Annotated in this window: 13 protein-coding genes; 2 read left to right on the forward strand and 11 right to left on the reverse strand. The window is 64.7% G+C overall.

All coding sequences use genetic code 11. The features are described from left to right. Nucleotides 1–82: 82 nt before the first annotated feature. From ABIB80_RS13885 to ltnD, 7 genes are all read right to left on the reverse strand, one after another. Entirely contained in the window at nt 83–1,285 is a 1,203-nt protein-coding gene (locus tag ABIB80_RS13885) for an efflux RND transporter periplasmic adaptor subunit (RefSeq protein WP_354127684.1), read from the reverse strand. Beyond that, complete coding sequence (locus ABIB80_RS13890; protein ID WP_007593719.1) at nt 1,272–4,451, reverse strand: efflux RND transporter permease subunit; 3,180 nt, start codon at nt 4,449–4,451, stop codon at nt 1,272–1,274. Before ABIB80_RS13890 ends, ABIB80_RS13885 begins: the two co-directional genes overlap by 14 nt. 165 nt (nt 4,452–4,616) lie before the next feature. Further along, a complete protein-coding gene (locus ABIB80_RS13895; RefSeq protein WP_354127685.1) occupies nt 4,617–6,311 on the reverse strand; it encodes a methyl-accepting chemotaxis protein in 1,695 nt (564 codons plus the stop codon). 273 nt (nt 6,312–6,584) lie between these two features. Next, a complete protein-coding gene (locus ABIB80_RS13900; protein WP_007593721.1) occupies nt 6,585–8,276 on the reverse strand; it encodes a methyl-accepting chemotaxis protein in 1,692 nt (563 codons plus the stop codon). Between the two features lie 168 nt (nt 8,277–8,444). After that, nucleotides 8,445–9,734, reverse strand: coding sequence for a 3-oxo-tetronate kinase (otnK, locus tag ABIB80_RS13905; RefSeq protein WP_354127686.1), 1,290 nt, complete (start codon nt 9,732–9,734; stop codon nt 8,445–8,447). Continuing rightward, complete coding sequence (otnI, locus tag ABIB80_RS13910) at nt 9,731–10,513, reverse strand: 2-oxo-tetronate isomerase (protein WP_354127687.1); 783 nt, start codon at nt 10,511–10,513, stop codon at nt 9,731–9,733. Before otnI ends, otnK begins: the two co-directional genes overlap by 4 nt. A 14-nt stretch (nt 10,514–10,527) precedes the next feature. Then, nucleotides 10,528–11,445 (reverse strand): L-threonate dehydrogenase, encoded by a 918-nt coding sequence (gene ltnD / locus ABIB80_RS13915; protein WP_007593728.1) that lies wholly within the window; start codon nt 11,443–11,445, stop codon nt 10,528–10,530. Between the two features lie 103 nt (nt 11,446–11,548). Between ltnD and otnC the strand changes: the two genes are divergently transcribed. Together otnC and ABIB80_RS13925 are read left to right on the forward strand one after the other, a co-directional pair. Beyond that, nucleotides 11,549–12,217, forward strand: coding sequence for a 3-oxo-tetronate 4-phosphate decarboxylase (gene otnC / locus ABIB80_RS13920; RefSeq protein ID WP_354127688.1), 669 nt, complete (start codon nt 11,549–11,551; stop codon nt 12,215–12,217). Between the two features lie 170 nt (nt 12,218–12,387). Next, on the forward strand, nt 12,388–13,419 hold the full coding sequence (locus ABIB80_RS13925; RefSeq protein ID WP_354127689.1) for an IS110 family RNA-guided transposase: 1,032 nt from the start codon (nt 12,388–12,390) through the stop codon (nt 13,417–13,419). 377 nt (nt 13,420–13,796) lie between these two features. On the opposite strand, the gene ABIB80_RS13930 is transcribed toward ABIB80_RS13925, so the two are convergent. The 4 genes from ABIB80_RS13930 to ABIB80_RS13945 are packed head-to-tail and all read right to left on the reverse strand — an operon-like array spanning nt 13,797 to nt 17,074. Next, nucleotides 13,797–14,501 (reverse strand): ABC transporter ATP-binding protein, encoded by a 705-nt coding sequence (locus ABIB80_RS13930; protein WP_354127690.1) that lies wholly within the window; start codon nt 14,499–14,501, stop codon nt 13,797–13,799. Next, on the reverse strand, nt 14,485–15,216 hold the full coding sequence (locus tag ABIB80_RS13935; RefSeq protein WP_007593737.1) for an ABC transporter ATP-binding protein: 732 nt from the start codon (nt 15,214–15,216) through the stop codon (nt 14,485–14,487). The genes ABIB80_RS13930 and ABIB80_RS13935 overlap by 17 nt, the downstream gene beginning before the upstream one ends. After that, nucleotides 15,213–16,196, reverse strand: a complete 984-nt coding sequence (locus ABIB80_RS13940) for a branched-chain amino acid ABC transporter permease (protein ID WP_354127691.1) — start codon at nt 16,194–16,196, stop codon at nt 15,213–15,215. The genes ABIB80_RS13935 and ABIB80_RS13940 overlap by 4 nt, the downstream gene beginning before the upstream one ends. After that, entirely contained in the window at nt 16,196–17,074 is an 879-nt protein-coding gene (locus tag ABIB80_RS13945) for a branched-chain amino acid ABC transporter permease (protein WP_007593739.1), read from the reverse strand. Before ABIB80_RS13945 ends, ABIB80_RS13940 begins: the two co-directional genes overlap by 1 nt. Between the last annotated feature and the right edge of the window lie 71 nt (nt 17,075–17,145).

Raw genomic sequence — 17,145 nt, forward strand, 5'->3', positions numbered from 1 at the left:
GAAGGCGTAACCCACCTCTTTTGCTTGCGCGGAGACGAACAATGGTGGGTTACGCTTCGCTAACCCACCCTATAAACTCACCCTACCCCTTCGGCGCCTGCGTCTCCGACGCCGTCGCCGGCTTGCCCTTGGCACCAGTGCCGGTCACGCGGACCTGATCGCCGTCGGAAAGGCCGTCCGGTGGTGCCGTGATGACGCGGTCGTCCGCTGCAATTCCCGAGGCGAGCTCGATCTCGCGGCCGAGGTCGCGGGCGATGGTCACGGGCTTGAACAGGACCTTGTCGTCCGGACCGACGGTTGCGACGCGCAGGCCGCTGCCGTTGAAGATCAGCGCACTGGCGGGAATGCTGAGCGGCGCGGAGTCGCGCTGCAGGTTGAGCTTCACGCTGGCGTAGCCGCCGGGCATCAGCTCGCCCGAGGAATTGTCGAGACCAAGTTGCATGCGCGTCGTGCCGGAGGCGACGTCAACCGCCTGCGAGGAGGCTTCCACCGTCGCCTGGAAGGTCCGGTTCGGATACTCCGGCAGCACAATGGCGGCCTTGGCGCCGATCTTGATCGCGGGCACGTAGTTCTGGGGCACGTTGATGTAGACGCGCAGCTTGGTGATGTCGGAGACCACGAACATCGCCGGGCCCGAGCCGCCGCCTGAATTGATCAGCGCACCGACGTCGGTGTCGCGCGCCGTGACCACACCGTCAAACGGAGCGGTGATCTTCTTGTAACCGGCCAGCGCTTCGAGGCGCTCGACATTGGCCTGGCCCGAGCGAACCGCCGCGTTCTTGTTGGAGAGATCGGCGGTACGCTCGTCGATCTCCTGCGCGGAGACGAAGTTGGAGGCGACCAGCGTCTTGCGGCGGTTGAGGGTGGCTTCCGACAGCCTGGCACTGGACTGCTGGCTGGCGAGGTCGGCGCGGGCCTGAAGCAGTTGCTGGTCGAGGTCGGGCGCCTCGATCTCGGCGATCACCTGACCGGCCTTCACCCGCGCACCGATGTCGGCGCTCCAGCTCTTGAGATAGCCGGGAACGCGGGCAAAGATCGGCGCGCGATAATAGGCTTCGAGACGGCCCGGCAAGTCGATGGTCGTATTGAGAGCCTTGGCATTAGGCAGCGTCACCGCGACGCTCGGAACAGCCTGATCATCGGTCCATGCCTTCAGTTTGGAGCCCTGCTCCTCGCGCGCGCGGATGCCGGTGCCCACGACCAGGCCCGCCGCGATCAGCGCCACCACGCCGAAAATGCCCAGTTTCCGGTGCGACACCGGGGAGCGGGATTCAGTGGGCGACATGCGGAGTCTCCAAAGGGGCGGCGGCTTTGCCGCCTTGCTTCTTGTGTACCATGCTGAACACCACGGGAACGAACATCAGCGTGGCGAAGGTTGCAAAGATCAGGCCGCCGATCACGGCGCGGCCGAGCGGCGCATTCTGCTCGCCACCCTCGCCGAGCCCCAGGGCCATGGGCGCCATGCCGATGATCATGGCGAGCGCGGTCATCAGCACCGGGCGGAACCGGACGAAGCCGGCTTCCAGCGCCGCGGCGATGGGATCGCCGAGCTCTTCGTAGCGCTCGCGCGCGAACGAGATTACGAGCACGCTGTTGGCGGTGGCAACGCCCATGCACATGATGGCGCCGGTCAGCGCCGGCACCGACAGCGTCGTCTCAGTGGCGAACAGCATCCAGACGATGCCGGCGAGTGCGGCGGGCAGCGCCGTGATGATCACGAACGGATCGGACCAGGACTGGAAGTTCACGACGATCAGGAAATAGATCAGGACGACCGCGCCGAGCAGGCCGAACAACAAGCCGGTGAAGGCGCTGTTCATGGTCTGCACCTGGCCGAGCAGCACCACCGAAGAGCCTTTCGGCACCTCCCTGGCGGTGTCGGCGATCACCTGGCGGATGTCGGTCGCGACCGCACCGAGATCGCGGCCCGAGGTGGTGGCGAAGATCTGCACCATCGACTGGATGTCGTATTGCGAGACCACCGCGCTCGAGGTCGAGCGCTTGATGTCGGCGATGCCGCCGAGGATCGGCGACTGCGAATTTCCGGCGGCCGTGATCGGCAGCGTCTGCAGCGCGCTGAGCGAATCCATCTGGTATTGCGGCGTCTGCATCACGATCGAATAGGACACGCCGTTATCCGGGTTGAGGTAGTAGGTGGGCGCCACCTGCGAGGAGCCGGCAAGGTTGACCACGAGACTGTTGGTGACGTCGCGCTCGGTCAGGCCGACATATTGCGCGCGGGTGCGGTCGACATCGATGTTGAAGGTCGGGTTGTTCGGCGATTGCTGGATGCGCGCATCCGCGACGCCGGGAATCCTGCGGACCTTGGCCAGCAGATTGTTGGCATAAGCGAAGTTGGCGCTGAGATTGGCGCCGCGGATCTGCAGATCGATCGGCGCCGGCGCGCCGAAGTTCAGGATCTGGCTGACGATGTCGGCCGGCAGGAAGGCGAAGCTGACGCCGGGGAACAGCCGCGGCAGTTGCTCACGCAGCACGCGCACATGCTCCTCGGTCGGCTTGTGGCCTTCCTTCAGCTTGATCTGGATGTCGCCATCCTGCGGGCCGATCACGCCGGTGTTGTTGTAGGTCATGTTGATGCCGGAGATCGGCATGCCGATGTTGTCGGTCAGCGTTTCGATCTCGCCCGGGATCAGCTTGCGGATCGCCTTCTGCACGTCGGCGAGCTGGTTCGCGGTCTCCTCCACGCGGGTGCCGACCTGGGTGCGGACGTGCATCAGGATGTTGCCGGCATCGACCGCGGGGAAGAAGTTGCGCCCGAGGAAGGGCACCAGCGCGAAGGAGGCGGCGACCACGCAAAGGAAGCCGATCACGAACACCGGACGGTGCGCCAGCGCGAGCCCGAGGAAATTATGGTAGCCGCCGCGAATGCGCTCGAAGCGAGCCTCGAAGCCGCGCTGGAACCAGACCAGGGGATTGCGCGACTTCGGCGGGCCGTCCTCGTGATGGACATGTGCCTGCAACAGATAGTTGGCCATGGTCGGCACCAAGGTACGCGACAGCAGGAATGACCAGATCATCGCGAACATCACCGCTTCCGCCATCGGCACGAACAGGAAGCGCGCCACGCCGGTGAGGAAGAACATCGGCACGAACACGATGCAGATGCAGAGCAGCGAGACGAAGGCCGGCGTCACGATCTGGTTGGCGCCGTCGAGGATCGACTGCTCGACCGGCTTGCCCTGCTCCAGATGGTAGTTGATGTTCTCGATCGTGACGGTGGCATCGTCGACGAGAATGCCGACCGCGAGCGCCAGGCCGCCGAGCGTCATGATGTTCAGCGTCTCGCCGATCGCCGACAGCATGATGATGGCGCCGAGCACGGAGAGCGGGATCGAGACCGCGATGATGACGGTCGAGCGCCAGCTGCCGAGGAACAGCAGGATCATGACGCTGGTGAGCAGCGCCGCGATCACGCCTTCAAACGCGACGCCTTCGATGGCGCCGCGGACGAATACCGACTGATCGCCGATGAAGCCGATCTTGAGCGCGTCCGGCAGCTGGTCCTTGACGTCGATCACCTTCTGCTTGATGCCCGCGATGATGTCGAGCGTCGAGGTCGCGCCCGCCTTCAGCACCATCATCAGCACCGAGCGGTTGCCGTCGACATGGACGATGTTGGTCTGCGGCGGGTTGCCGTCCCGCACAGTCGCGACGTCGCGCACATAGACCATCGCGCCGTTGACGGTCTTGATCGGCAGATTGCCGAGCTCGTCGATCTTCAGCGGCGAATTGTTGAGCTGGATGTTGTACTCGAAGGTGCCGATCTTCTGGGTGCCGACAGGCGTGATCAGGTTCTGCGCAGCCAGTGCATTGGCGACGTCCTGGCCGGACAGGCCGCGGGCCTGGAGCGCGGTGGGGTCGAGGTCTATCTGGATCTGGCGCTGCTTGCCGCCGAAGGGATACGGGATCGCAGCACCCGGCACGGTGACCAGCGGCGTGCGGAGCTGGTTGATGCCGATATCGGCGAGGTTCTGCTCGGTCAGCCCGTCACCCGACAGCGCCACCTGAACGATCGGCACGGTCGAGGCGGAGTAATTCAGGATCAGAGGCGGCGTCGCGCCCGGCGGCATCTGCTTGATCAGCGTCTGCGAGATCGCGGTGACCTGCGCATTGGCGGTGCGGATGTCGACGTTCGGCTGGAAGAAGATCTTGATGATGCCAAAGCCGTTATAGGAATTGGCGGTGATGTGCTCGATGTCGTTGACCGTCGTGGTCAGCGCGCGCTGAAACGGCGTGGTGATGCGGCCCGACATCTGGTCGGGCGGCAGGCCGGTGTACTGCCAGACCACGCCGATCACGGGAATGCGGATGTCCGGGAAGATGTCGGTCGGCGTCCGCAGCGCCGCCAGCGGTCCGATGATCAGGAGCAGGAGCGCGAGCACGACAAACGTGTAGGGCCGGCTCAGGGCAATACGGACCAGAGCAATCATTCGCCGGGAAATTCCAGGTCAAGCGAGGATACGGAATCCGCCCCCACGGGGATCCTCTTTACCCTTTACCCGAGCACCGCCGGAAACGCTAATCTCCGGCGGGTTTCCTGCATTCAATTCCCTGCTACCGCACTGCAGAACACGCACTGCGGCCATGCGGCCGCCTCATGCGGCGCGGACCGACCCGAGGAACTTGCCCACTTCGAGCTTCAGCCGGTTGGAATCGCGCGAGAGCATCTGTGCCGCCGACAGTACCTGTGAGGAGGCCGACCCGGTTTCGGTGGCGCCGCGCTCGACCTCGGCGACGTTCGAGGACACCTGCTGCGTGCCCTCCGCCGCGTGCTGCACGTTGCGAGCGATCTCCCGGGTGGCTGCGCCCTGCTCTTCCACGGCGGCCGCGATCGCCGAGGAAATCTCGGACAATTGCGCGATCGTGCCGCTGATCTGGCCAATCGCGCCGACCGAGTCCTGCGTTGCCGTCTGAATGCCGCCAACCTGCTGGCCAATCTCGCCGGTTGCCTTTGCCGTCTGCTCGGCGAGTGCCTTGACCTCGGAGGCAACGACCGCGAAGCCGCGACCGGCTTCGCCGGCGCGCGCGGCCTCGATTGTGGCATTGAGCGCCAGAAGATTGGTCTGACCGGCGATCGCGTTGATGAGTTCTACCACATCGCCGATGCGTGACGCGGCGCGCGACAGCTCGCTGACGCGTTCGGTGGTGATCTGCGCCTGGCTGACGGCCTCGCCTGCGATCCGCGCCGAGTCCTGAACCTGGCGGCTGATCTCGCGAACCGAAGCCGCCATCTCCTCCGCGGCAGAGGCGACAGAATCCACGTTGGCTGAGGCTTCTTCGGAGCCTGCCGCGACCACGGTAGCGAGCTCCATCGCGCGACCCGCCGTGGTGGACAGCGTCGAAGCAGACGCTTCCAACTCGGTCGCGGCTGACGAGACCGTTTCCACGATCTCGCCGATAGCGGCCTCGAAGGCGTCCGCGAGCTTTGCCATCTCGGCCTTGCGCTGCGCCTCTGAGCGCAGCTGCACGGCCTGGACCTCGCCGCGGCTGAAACGGATGATGGTCTGCACCGTCTGCAGGTTGCGTAGCGCCTCGCCAATCTCGTCGTCGCGCCGGATCACGATGCGGTTGTCCAGCTTGTCCTGGACGAGGTTGACCAAGGTGTCGTTGAGCTGCTGCATTGGCCCCTGGACGGCGCGCATGGTCGTAAGGCCGGCGAAGCCGAGGACGGCAGCGCCGGCGGCGGCCAGCAGCGCCAGGCTCAGGCTAGTCGTGCCGCCGGTCGAGAGCGCGCCGCCGATGCCAAGCCCAAGCACGAACAGCAGCTGCAGCGCCATCGTGGTGACCAGGCGCGCCTTCAGCGTTCTGGTGAAGATCGCAAAATGGTCGAGCAGCGAGCGGCGGCGGATGATGCCGGCGTCAACGCGATAACCATGCGGCTTCTTCTCGCGGATTGCAGCGTAGACCTCTTCGGCCAGCTTGCGCTGATCGGCCGGCAATCTGGTGCGGATCGACGTAAAGCCCGTGACCTGGCCGTTCTCGCGAATGGGCGATGCCGTCGCCAGCACCCAGTAGAAATCGCCGTTCTTGCGGCGGTTCTTCACCGCGCCGAGCCACGGCTTGCCGGCCTTCAGCGTGTCCCAGAGATTGTCAAATGCCTCCGGCGGCATGTCGGGGTGACGGACGATGTTGTGCGGCTGGCCCATCAGCTCCGCGGACGTGAAGCCGGCTGCAGCAAGGAAGTCGTCGTTGAAGTAGGTGAGCTTGCCCTTGAGGTCAGTCCGGGAGACGATCAGCGTCTCATCGCTGACGGAATATTCGACATCGGTGACGGGTAAATTCTTGCGCATGCGAGCCCCAAAAGTTGGATGAAATAAGCGGCGATTCAAATCAGGGCTGCTACCGGCGGTCCTTGTGACCATTCTCGTAAGCCGAATTTAACTATCGATGAAGAAGGCAACCCGTCCATCTTCCGCGGAACCCCATGATGGTACCTGCTACCGACATCAGGCTACCGGCGCTCGAAAAAAAAGAGCGGCGCTTGAGGCGCCGCTCGTTCGTCAATGGATGTTGACGCGGGAGTTTACACCTCGCGCGTCCGTCGTTACGCCGCGCGGACGTAGCTACGCCGCGCGAACGTTGGTCAGGAACTTGCTGACCTCGGTCTTGAGCCGGCCCGAGTCGTTGGACAGCATCTGTGCCGCCGACAGAACCTGCGAGGAGGCCGTGCCGGTCTCGGTTGCGCCGCGCTGCACGTCGGTGATGTTGGATGAGACCTGCTGGGTGCCCTGCGCCGCCTGCTGGACGTTGCGGGCGATCTCCTGGGTCGCGGCGCCCTGCTCTTCCACGGCCGCCGCGATCGCCGAGGAAATCTCCGACAGACGCTCGATGGTCGACGAGATCTCCTTGATGGCGCCGACCGAGTCGTTGGTCGCCGCCTGGATGCCGGAGATCTGCTGGCCGATTTCACCGGTCGCCTTCGCGGTCTGCTCGGCGAGCGCCTTCACCTCGGAGGCGACGACCGCAAAGCCGCGGCCGGCTTCGCCGGCGCGTGCGGCTTCGATGGTCGCGTTGAGCGCCAACAAATTGGTCTGGCCGGCGATGGTGTTGATGAGCTCGACGACGTCGCCGATGCGCGAGGCCGCCTTGGAGAGCTCGCTGACGCGCTCGGTGGTGGAGCGCGCCTGGCCGACGGCGTCGCCCGCCATTCGCGCCGATTCCTGGACCTGGCGGCTGATCTCGCTCACCGACGAGGCCATCTCCTCGGTCGCCGAAGCGACCGACTGCACGTTGGTCGAGGCTTCCTCCGACGCTCCGGCAACGGTGGTCGCCAGCCGCTGGGAGCGGTCGGCGGTCGAGGTCAGCGTCGAGGCGGAGGCCTCTAACTGAGTCGAGGCCGACGACACGGTCTGGACAATCTCGCCGATCATCGTCTCGAATTCGCGGGTGATGTTGTCGACGCGGCGGCCGCGCTCGATCTTGGCTTCGGCATCGGCGGCGGCAGCCTCGTCGGCGGCCTTCTTGGCGATCAGCGCTTCCTTGAAGATCTGGAGCACATCGGCCATGGCGCCGATCTCGGTCTTCTCACCGCGATGAGGAACTTCGGCGGAAAGCTCGCCCTTGCCCAGCGCCTGCATCGGCTCGATGATCGAGTTGATGCCGCTGGAGACGTCCCGGACCAGGTAGAAGCCGACGCCGACCCCGACGACGACGGCCGCGCCGAGGATGATCGAGACCAGCATGAAGGCATAATTGTAGCTATCCGCAGCGTCCTGCGCGGCCTGGTCTCCGCCCTTGGTATTGAGCTCGATGTCCTTGGTCAGGATCGCGTCCGCCTCGAGACCGATCTTGTTGACCGTCTTGGTGTTCAGCTCCTGGGCCTCATGCGGGACCTTGCCGGCCTCCTTGCGCGAGAGCGCCATGACGTCTTCGGTGCCCTTCTTATAGTCGTCCCAGAGCTTGGCCCAATCGTTGTAGAGCTTCCGTTCTTCGGGCGAGGTGATCATCGGCTCGTAGGCCTTGCGGGCCTTGGCGAGCGCCTCGATCACCGTGGCGCCCGTCTTCTCGTTGGCGAGCTTGTCTTCAAGGGTTTCCGACAGCATGTGCTGACGAACCACGTTGCGATAGGTGATGACCGATGCCCGGAGCTCGCCCAGCACCCGCACGCTGGGCATCCAGCTCGTGGTGATCTCGGTGGTATTGGCGTTCATCGACCGCATCTTCATGACGGCGAGCAGGCCCATGCCGGCCATCGCGACCAGCAGGAACGCCACGACACTGATGATCTTGGCGCGAATGGAAATGGTGGCGAGCATAATCGGGTCTCTTTGTGCTGGCGCGGCGGCGCGTCCGGAATTTTACGAATCAACCAAAAGGAGCAGTACCGAAATCAAACACCAGAGCACCTGAGCAGATGTTAATAACGACTCCGCACGAGTACCGAGCCTGAAACAAATGAACAGGCAGCTAAGAATGCCCTGCGCTCAGCGCATGAGCCCAAGCGCGTCGGAGAAAAACTCCGGGCCGCCGAAATTGCCGGACTTCAAGGCAAGCAACATGTCGCCTTTTTCAGCACCGACCGCGCGCAGCACCGGGACGCCCGCCGCGATCTCTACTCCCACGAGAAATCCGGGAATCTTCAACCGGTCGACCACGGCGCCGGATGTCTCCCCGCCGGCGACGACCAGGCGCTTCACCCCGCCCAGCACCAGACCCTCGGCGATATCGGCCATCGCCTGCTCGATGGCGTGACCGGCCGCGTCGCGACCATGGCGCGCCTGGAGCGCGGCGACCTGATCCGGCGTCGAGCTCGATGCGATCAGGACCGGACCGTCGGCCAGTCGCGGTTTCGCCCAGGCCAGCGCGCGCTGCGCCTCGTCCTCGCCCGTAGTAATACGGCCCGGATCGAGATGCAGCACCGGCATGACACGCTCGGCATTGGCAATCTGCTGAAGCGTCGCCTGCGAGCAGCTTCCGGCAAGGCACGCCGCCGGTCCGCCGACGGCAGCCCTCGCCTCGCTGCTCGCCGCTGTCGATGTGACCTTGCCTGTCGACACCAGCGCCCGCGCCAGCCCAAGGCCCATGCCGGAGGCGCCGACCGACAGCCGATGCTGGACAGCGACGAGGCCGATGGTCTCAAGGTCGCGGTCGAACACGGCGTCGATGATCGCCGCGCCAATGCCCTTGCCCGCAAGTTCGGCGAGCCGCGTCCGCACGGCATCCGCGCCGCGCGTGACGGTGGCGAGATCGACCAGGCCGATTTGCGTTTTGCTCTGGCGCGCCAGGATGCGCACCAGGTTGGAATCGTGCATCGGGTTGAGCGGATGGTCCTTCAGCGGGCTCTCGTTCAACGGCACGGCGCCGACAAACAGATTGCCCTGGTAGACGGTGCGGCCGGTCTCCGGGAAGGCCGGCGTCACCAGCACGGTCGCCTCGCCGCAATCGGCGCGCAGCGCGTCCATCACGGGGCCGATATTGCCCGCATCAGTGGAATCGAAGGTCGAGCAGATCTTGAACAGCACGTGGCCGGCGCCACGGCCGCGCAGCCATTTGTCAGCCGCGCGCGAGCGCGACACGGCAAGGCCGGCCTCGATCGAACGGCTCTTCAAGGACACCACGACGGCGTCGACCTCGGGCAGCGCGAGATCGTCCGCGGGCACGCCGATGGTCTGCACGGTGCGCAAGCCGGCGCGCGTCAGCGTGTTGGCGAGGTCGGAGGCGCCGGTGTAGTCGTCGGCAATGCAGCCAAGAGAGATTTTCGCGGCAACTGTCACGATTTCACTCCCGCATAAGGCTTGAACCAGGTAAGGCCGTCGGTGGTCTTGCCGCGGGGATTATATTCGCAGCCGACGAAGCCGGCATAGCCGAGCCGGTCGAGTTCGTCGAACAGGAACGGATAGTTCAGCTCCTCGCCATCAGGCTCGTTGCGCGAGGGGATGCTGGCGATCTGGATGTGGCCGATCACCGGCATCATCTCGCGCAGCCGCATCGTGACGTCGCCATGGATGATCTGGCAGTGATAAATGTCGAACTGCAGTTTTAGGTTCGGAAGCCGCAGCTCCTGGATCAGGTCGCGCGCGAAGCCGAAATCGTTGAGGAAATAGCCGGGCACGTTGCGCGCATTGATCGGCTCGAGCACGATGTCGATGCTGTGCGGCGCAAAGAACTCGGCGGCCCACGCCACCGATTTGTAGAACGCCTCGATCGCGACGCGCTCGCCACGGTTGGCGATGCCCGCCATCAAATGCAGCCGCTTGACGCCGGTCGCTTTGGCGTAGGGCAGCGCGGTCTCCAGGCTCGCCTTGAGCTCGGGGAATCGCGACGGGAGCGCCGCAAAACCCTTCTCGCCGGCATTCCAGTCGCCCGGCGGCAGGTTGAACAGTGCCTGGGTCAAGCCGTTGCGCTTGAGCCGCTCGCCGACCGCCTCGGCCGGATGCTCATAGGGAAAGAGAAACTCGACAGCAGTGAAGCCGGCTGCCGCGGCGGCGTCGAAGCGGTCGAGGAACGGCACCTCGGTGAACATCATCGAGAGATTGGCGGCAAAACGGGGCATGGGAATCCTCTTGTCTATTTGTCGCCGGGCAGCTTGACGCCGGTGACCTGCGCATACATCCGCGCCACCGACGCATCGTCGTCGCGGCCCATGCCGGCGGCTGATGTCATCAAGAACATCTGGAGCGCTGCGGCGGAGACCGGGACCGGGAATCTGGCACTGCGCGCCATGTCCTGGATAATGCCGAGGTCCTTGACGAAGATCTCGACCGCACTGCGCGGCGTGTAATCGCCGTCGAGCACGTGCGGCATGCGGTTCTCGAACATCCAGGAGTTTCCGGCGGACGCCGTGATCACCTCATAGACCTTGCGGATATCGAGACCCTGCTTGGCCGCGAACGCGATCGCCTCGCTGGCGGCGGCGATATGAACGCCGGCGAGCAACTGGTTGATCATCTTGAAGGCGGCGCCCTGGCCTGCGGCATCCCCGAGCTCGTAGAGCTTTGCGGCCATGGCATCGAGCGCGGGCCGCGCCTTCTCAAACGCAGCCGGACTGCCGGAAGCGAGAATTGTCAGCTCGCCCTGCGCTGCGCGCTGCGCCCCGCCGGAGATCGGCGCATCCAGATAGTGCCGGCCGGTCGCCTCCAACTGCTTGGCGAGACGCCGCGCCACGTCGGGATCCATGGTCGCCGACGACAGGAAGACGCTGTCCTTGGCCATGGTTTCGGCGACGCCATCCTTGCCGAACAGGATCGTCTCGGTCTGCGCCGCATTGACGACGACGCTGACGACGATGTCGGCGCCCTTGGCAGCTTCAGCCGGCGTCTTGGCGCCGGCGCCGCCCTCCGTCACGAAACGCGCGACCGCATCGGCCGAGACGTCGCAGCCGGTGACGACATGACCGGCGCGCTTCAGCGAGGTCGCCATGCCAAACCCCATCGAGCCGAGCCCGATGACGGCGATGCGCTGATTCTGTGACGTGGAGGCGGACATACAACTGATCCTTGCGACGTTTCCCGGAGGGCCGCCCTTTGCGGCAGCTTCGCAACGGAATAACACGGCTTGGCCGCGCTGCCAAAGCGTGAGACAAACGGACATGACGGCCATGAGCAACGAGACATTGCTGCGCGAAGACATTTGCCGCTTCGGACGGTCCCTGTTCGAACGTGGGCTGACGCCCGGCTCCTCCGGCAATATCAGCGTCAGGCTGGATGGCGGCGGCTGGCTGGTGACGCCGACCAATGCCTCGCTCGGCTTCCTCGATCCCGCAAAATTGTCGCGGCTGGACGATCAGGGCCGACTGGTTTCGGGCGATGCGCCGACCAAGGAAGTTCCGCTGCACAATGCGCTCTACGCCACGCGCGGGAGCGCAAGGGCGATCGTGCACCTGCATTCCACCCATTCGGTCGCGCTGTCGATGCTCCCGGAGATCGACCCGCGCGCCGCGCTGCCGCCGATGACGGCCTATTATCTGATGAAATGCGGCGCCACCGCGCTCGTGCCCTATTACCGCCCCGGCGATCCCGCGGTCGCCGATGCGATCAGAGGGCTGGCAGGGAAATACTCATCCGTGCTGCTCGCCAATCACGGCCCGGTCGTCGCGGGCGACACGCTGGAGGCAGCCGTGTTCGCGACGGAGGAGCTGGAGGAGACGGCGAAGCTGTATCTGATGCTGCGCGGGATGAACCCGCGGTATTTGTCGCCGGAGCAGGTGAACGATCTGGGGAAGGTGTTTGGGCGGATGCTGCCGGAGCACGGGCATTAGGCTCGGCTCTAACCTCGTCATTGCGAGCGCAGCGAAGCAATCCAGAGTCTTTCCGCGGAGGGATTCTGGATTGCTTCGCTGCGCTCGCAATGATGGGGTGGACGGCCCCCGAACGGCATCAGTGTGCCAGACTGGTGATGTTGAGTCGAACCAGACAGAGGGAGCCGTCCATGTCGAAGATTAGCACGATTGGTTTGGATCTGGCGAAGAACGTTTTTCAGGTTCATGGGGTTGATGCGTCGGGAGCTGTGGTGGTGAGACGCCAGCTTAAGCGGGCCGCGGTCGAGAAGTTTTTCGCGCAGTTGCCGCCGTGCCTAGTCGGCATGGAGGCTTGCGGCAGCGCTCATCATTGGGCGCGGGTGATTGGCCGATATGGCCATGAGGTGCGGATGATGCCGCCGGGTTATGTGAAGCCCTATGTCAAGCGCAACAAGAACGACGGCCGCGACGTCGAAGGGGTTTGCGAAGCTGTGACCCGGCCGACGATGCGGTTTGTCCCGGTGAAGAGCATCGCGCAACAGGCAACGCTGGCGGTTCATAGCGCGCGTGCCTTGCTGGTGCGGCAGCGGACGATGGTGGCGAACGCCTTGCGAGCAGCCTTGAGTGAGCTCGGGATCGTGGCGGCGCAAGGATATGAGGGGCTGTGCGAGTTGATGGCCCGGCTCGAGGAGCCGAGCCAGGAGGTTCCGGAGATTATGCGGGGTGCCCTGTTGATGCTGGCCAAGCACTGGCAGGCGCTCAATGCCGATGAACGGGTGCTTGAACGTCAGATCGCCAAGGCTGCCCGTTGCGACCGCGACGCCAAACGGCTCATGGATGTCCCAAGCGTCGGCCCGATCATCGCCAGCACGGTCCTGGCCAAAGTGCCCGACGCAAGAGTATTCCGCTCTGGCCGTGACTTTGCGGCCTGGATCGGAATCACCGGCAAGGACCACGGTACCGGGGGCAAGCATCGCCCGGGACGTATCTCCAAACAGGGGGATCGCATGCTGCGAGCGCTGCTGATCAGCGGAGCCAGTGCTCATCTGCGACAACAGAAGGCGCGCGGCGTCACCGATCCGTGGCTGCGCGATCTGCTGGCGCGAAGACCCTACAAGGTCGCCATGGTGGCCTTCGCCGCCAAAACCGCCCGGATCATCTGGGCCATGCTGGTTAAAGGAGAAGCTTACCGAGACCGCGCGAGCGCGCCGGCTGCGGCCTAGTTGAGGGCAACAGCCGCCGCGCTCGCGCTCCATGCCTATCGGAAGGGCACCTAAAGTGTGATGGCAAATGGTCAGGAAACCGAGATCGAAACACTCCGCATCGTCATCGCGCGTTACAGCGCGCCGCAATGATTGGAATTCGATCTGCGATCTCCATCAGGGCCCGCGGTCAATGGCCGCTTCTCGAGGCCGTATACATGACCGCTCCCCGATCCGTTTGCCGAAGCATCAAAAGCCCTTGCCGAGAGGGGGCCGTCCATACATGACGGTTGGCGCTACAGCCCCCGCAATCGTAGCCCGTATGAGCGCAGCGACATGCGGGAACGCTTGCCCCGGATATCGCTTCGCTCATCCGGGCTACGGCAGTGTGCTTGCAGCTACAGCCCCAGATACGCCTTGCGCACATCCGGATTGCCTTTGATCTCGCTTGCCGAGCCCTGCATCAGCACGCGGCCGGTTTGCAGGATGTAAGCGCGGTCGGCGATTTCCAGGCATTCCGCCATGCGCTGCTCGACGATCAAAACGGTCATGCCGGCGTCGCGGATGCGTTTCACGGCCTGGAAGATCTCGTCGACCAGCTTCGGCATGATGCCCTGCGAGGGCTCGTCCAGCATCAACAGCCGCGGGCGCGTCATCAGCGCGCGGCCGATGGCGAGCATCTGTTGCTCGCCGCCGCTGAGCGTCTCGGCGCGCTGCTCCAGGCGCTCGGAGAGACGCGGAAACAGTTGGAACACGAGATCGAGCGGACTCTCGCGGTCGGCCTCGCCGCGGTAGAGATAGCTGCCGAGGCGCAGATTGTCTCGCACGGAGAGGCGCGGAAACAGTCGGCGGTTCTCCGGCACGTAGGCGATGCCGGTGGCGGTGATGTGGTGCTGCGCCATGCCGTCGAGGCGCTTGCCATCGAACGTCACCGTGCCCGAGCGCGGGCGCTCGGCACCGGCGATGGATTTCAGCAGTGTCGACTTGCCCGCGCCGTTGGCGCCGGCGACGCAGACGATCTCGCCCTCCTGGACCTCGATCGAGACCGCGGAGATCGCGACCAGGCCCTGATAGGCGGTCGTGACTTCACGCACCGACAGCATGACGATCTCCCAGATATGCGCTGATCACCTTGGGATCGCGGACGATTTCAGTGGGCTTGCCCTCGACCAGCACCTTGCCGAGGTCGAGCACGATGGCGCGGTCGACCAGCGGCATCACGATCTCCATGACGTGCTCGACCATCAGCACGGTGATGCCGGCGTCACGCACCTTGCGCACCAGCGCCACACCGGTCTGCGCCTCAGTCGGCGTCAGGCCGGTGAGGACTTCGTCCAGCAGCAGAAGTTTTGGTTCCGTCGCAAGCGCGCGCGCGACTTCGAGGCGGCGCTTTTCGGCCGGCACGAGGTCGCTCGCGAGCACGTTGGCGCGCGCGGCAAGGCCGGTGAATTCGAGCACCTCATGCGCCTTGCGGCGTGCCTCGCGCATCACGGTGTTGCGCACGAGAGCGCCGACGATGACGTTGTCGATAACGGTCATGGTCTCGAAGCTCTTGACGACCTGGAAGGTGCGCCCGACGCCGCGCTGGCAGCGCTCGGCGGCCGGCATGCTGGTGACATCCTCGCCGTCGAACCAGATCGAGCCTTGCGTCGGCGGCAGCACCCCGGCGATGAGATTGAATAGCGTGGACTTGCCGGCACCATTCGGGCCGATCAGACCGACGATCTCGCCGCGGCCGACCGAAATCGAAACGTCGCTGTTGGCCACGAGGCCGCCGAAACGCTGCCAGACGCCGCGGGTTTCAAGCAGTGGGGTCATCGCGTGGCTCCCTTCCGCTTCGCACGAGAGAACAGGCTCACCAGACCCTGCGGCAGGGCGAGCGAAATCAGCACGATTAGCGTGCCGTAGACGATGAGGTCGACGCCGCGGCCGGATCCGCCGATATAGGAGCGTGTCAGCTCCGTCATCGGGATCAGGATCGCCGCCCCTAACACGGGCCCCCAGAGGGTGCCGATGCCGCCAAGCACGGCCGGCAGCGCCATCAGCAGCGAGAACTGGAACCCCATGACGCTTTCAGGATCGATATAGGCGAGAAACTGCGCATAGAAGGCGCCGCCGATGGCAACGAGGAAAGCGGAGACGGCAGCCGCGCCCATCTTGGAGTTGAACACGACGACGCCGAGGCTCTCGGCCGCTTCCGGATTGTCCTTCACCGCGCGCCACCAGAAGCCCCATTTGGAGTCCTCCAGCCACCAGGTGACGAACCAGGCGAGGCTGCACAGCACAAGTGCGAAATAGAAGTATGGCAGCTTGCTGCGCATGAATTGGAATTTCAACCAGCTGTCGCCGCGCACCGGAATGGTGATCCCCATCGCGGCCCCCGCCCATTCCCAATTCTGGAACAGCAGCAAGCCGATCTCGGCGATGACGATGGTCGCGATCACGAAATAATGGCCGCGCAGGCGGAAGAAGGGATAGCCAAGCCCCATCGCGATTGCGGCCGCGACTGCGCCGCCGGCGAGCATGCCGAACCATGGCAGCACGCCGAACTTGGTGAACAGCAGCTCGGTGGTGTAGGCGCCGATGCCGAAATAGAGCGCGTGTCCCAGCGAGATCTGCCCGCAATAGCCGGAGAGAATATTCCAGCTCTGCGACAGCGCCGCATACATCAAACTCAGGATCAGGATGTTCTGGACGTAGACGTCCTTGATAAACAGGGGAGCGAGCGCCGCCAGGGCGGTCAGCACCGCGGCGATGATGAGGTCGCGGCGGCGCCGCGCGGCAAAATCCTTGTCCATCACATCGATCCGAACAGGCCGCGCGGCCGGATGAAGACGACCAGCAGGTAGACGGCGTAGATGCCGACCGATTTCAGCGACGGCGGCAGCACCAGCGCGGTGGTGGCCTCGACGAGGCCGACAATGATCCCGCCGGCGAAAGCGCCGAACACGCTGCCGAAGCCGCCGAGCGCGACCGTGACGTAGGCGATCAGCGCAAAGGACGCGCCGACGTCGGGGTAGATATAGAAGAAGCTTGCCATGATCGCTCCGGCGAGGCCGACCAGCGCCGCACCAAGCCCCCAGCCGAGCGCGAACACGCGGTTCTTGTCGATGCCGACGAGGGCCACCGCGCCGGGATCTTCACGGGTGGCCTCCAGCGCGCGCCCGAAATCGGTGCGATGGATGAAGAAGTAGAGCCCGGCGAAGGCCAGGATCGCAACCAGCGCACCCATGAGCTGCGGCTCGGGCAAGAAGACGCCGGCGATCGAGATCGTCTTGCCGCCGAGCCATGAATGCGGAACGCTGCGATAATCCGGCGTGAAGAAGAACTGTGCGAGGCCGCGCATCACGATGGCGAGGCCGAAGGTGGAGAAGATCTGCACCATGCCCGCGTTGGCCTTGGCCCGCATGGCGAAGCGTACGATCAACAAATAGACCACCGCTCCGAATACGAACAGGGCAGCGGCCACCAGCGGCGCCGACAGCAAGGGGTCGATGGCGAAAAACGTGAACAGGAAGAAGCTCACATACATCGCGATCATCAGGAACTCGCCATGGGCGAAGTTCACGACGTCCATCAGGCCGAAGATCAGCGCGAGGCCGACGGCGATCAGTCCGTAGAGCAGGCCCATGAGGAGGCCGCTCGCGAGACTTTGGATAATGGTTTGGGCTGTCAAAAGTCTGTCCCCCCAACTACGTCCTCATCCTGAGGAGCGCGCACCGCGCGCGTCTCGAAGGATGGCCCAGC

It is taken from the genome of Bradyrhizobium sp. i1.15.2 (genome assembly GCF_040548425.1).
In the GTDB taxonomy this organism is placed as follows: Bacteria; Pseudomonadota; Alphaproteobacteria; order Rhizobiales; family Xanthobacteraceae; genus Bradyrhizobium; species Bradyrhizobium canariense.